1 protein-coding gene is annotated in these 2,038 nt (G+C 77.3%); it reads left to right on the forward strand.

What is annotated here, in order from left to right:
- Window positions 1–2,038 (forward strand): ATP-binding protein (locus ACFQ3T_RS36280; protein ID WP_380730643.1); only part of this gene is annotated, 2,038 nt, incomplete at both ends.

A 2,038-nucleotide genomic window follows, 5' to 3' on the forward strand; every position in this document is an offset into this window, starting at 1 on the left:
GTCGCCGTCGCGCGGCTCGGTGCGGCCGGACGGGACGCTGGTCGGGCGGGAGCGGGAGCTGGACGTGCTGCGCCGCGCCGTCGCCGACGTGGTGGCCGGCCGCGGGCGGTGCGTGTGGGTCGAGGGCGAGGCGGGGATCGGCAAGTCGGCGTTGCTGGCGGCGGGTCTGGCCGGCGCGGCGGACGCCGGGTGCCGGGTGGCGTGGACGGCGGCCGACGAGTGGGGGCCGCGGACGCCGTTGCGCGTGGTGCTCGACTGCCTGGAGGTGACCGAGCAGTCCGGTGACCCGCGGCGGGCCGGGCTGGCGCGGGCGCTGCGGGAACCGGCGTCGGGCGACCCGGTGCCGGTGGTGATCGACCGGCTCGTGGCGCTGGTGACCGAGCTGTGCGCGGAAGCGCCGCTCGTGCTCGTCGTGGACGACCTCCAGTGGGCGGACGAGGCCAGTGTGCTGCTGTGGCACCGGTTGTCGCGCCTGGTGCCGCGGCTGCCGCTGCTGCTGGTCGCGGCCATGCGGTCGGTGCCGCGTCGTGCGGACGTGGAGCAGGTGCGGCGCGCGGTGCTCGGCGCGGGCGGTGACGTGCTCGGGCTGCGGCGGTTGTCGGAGGACGCCGTCACCGCGCTGCTGGCCGGGATGGTCGGCGCGGCGCCGGGGCGCAGCGTGGTCCGCGTGGTCGAGTGCGCGGCCGGGAACCCCTCGTACATCAAGGACATGGTCGACGCGTTGCGGCGCGACGACGCGCTCGACGTGCGGACGGGCGTCGCCGAGAGTCGGTTGGGCGAGGACGAGGAACCGTCGACCTCGCTGGTGGCCGCCGTGGCGCGGCGGTTGGGCTTCCTGTCGCCGGAGACCGCGGACGTGCTGCGGGCGGCGTCCCTGCTGGGCGCGGAGTTCGCCCTGGGCGACGTGGCGACGGCGCTCGCGCGGCCGTCGTCGGAGCTGATCGCCGCGGTGGAGGAGGCGACGGCCGCGGGCGTGCTGGACGACTCGGGGCCGAAGCTCGCGTTCCGGCACGTGCTGATCCGCAAGGCGCTGTACCTGGGCACGCCGGCCGCGGTCCGGACCGCGTTGCACCGCCGGGCCGCGGAGGCGCTCGCGGTGGCGGGCGCGTCGGTGGAGCTGGTCGTCGAGCAGCTGGCGGCGTCCTCCGGCGCGGTGGACCCGTGGGCGGTGGACTGGCTGGTCGCCCGCGGCACCGCGCTCGGGAAGCGCGCGCCCGACACGGCGATCCGGCTGCTGCGGGCCGTGGTCGACGGCACGGCGCTGGACGCGGAGCACCGGGAACGGCTCGCCGCGCTGCTGGCACGGCTCATGTACTGGCTGGGCCGGCAGCCCGAGGCGGAGGCGCGGTACGTGCTGGCCCGCACCAGGGACCACGAGCGGGCCGCCGAGATGCGCTGGATCCTCGCGCACGCCGCGTTCCGGGACGGCCGGGTGGACGAGGCCGTCGACGCGTTGCGCGCGGCCGTGGACGACGCCGGCACGCCGCCGGTGTGGCGGGCCCGGCTCGAATCGCTGCTCGCGGTGGTCCAGCGGGACGGGCTGAACGACGTGGCGGCGGCCGAGGAGACGGCGCTGAGCGCGTTGCGCCGCAGCGAGGCCGTGGGCGACGACCTCGCCATCGCGCACGCGTTGCAGGGCTTGTGGCAGGTCGGTTCCGTGCGCCGGGACCACGTCGAGGCGCTGGCGCGGGTCGACCGCGCGTTGGCCGTCACCGGGGGCCGGTCGGACTTCGTGGAGCTGCGGCTGGGGCTGCTGGAGAACAAGGTGTTCACGCTCCAGAACCTCGACCGGCTCGCCGAGGCGGACGACGTGCTGGGCACGGCCCGTGAGCTGGCCCGCGGCGTCACCGCGCCCGGCGTGCGCGTCGCGGCCGCCGTGCAGGACTACTGGCGCGGCCGGTGGGACCAGGCGTTGGCCGAGGGCGACGACGTGCCCGCGTCGGGCCCCGGCACGTCGTACGGGTTGCGTGAGCGGGGCGTCGCGTTGCTGGTGCACGGGGTGGAGGCGCTGGTCGCGGCGCGGCGCGACCGCCCCGAC

The sequence above is a fragment of the Saccharothrix hoggarensis genome, from assembly GCF_042678885.1.
GTDB lineage: Bacteria > Actinomycetota > Actinomycetes > Mycobacteriales > Pseudonocardiaceae > Actinosynnema > Actinosynnema hoggarensis.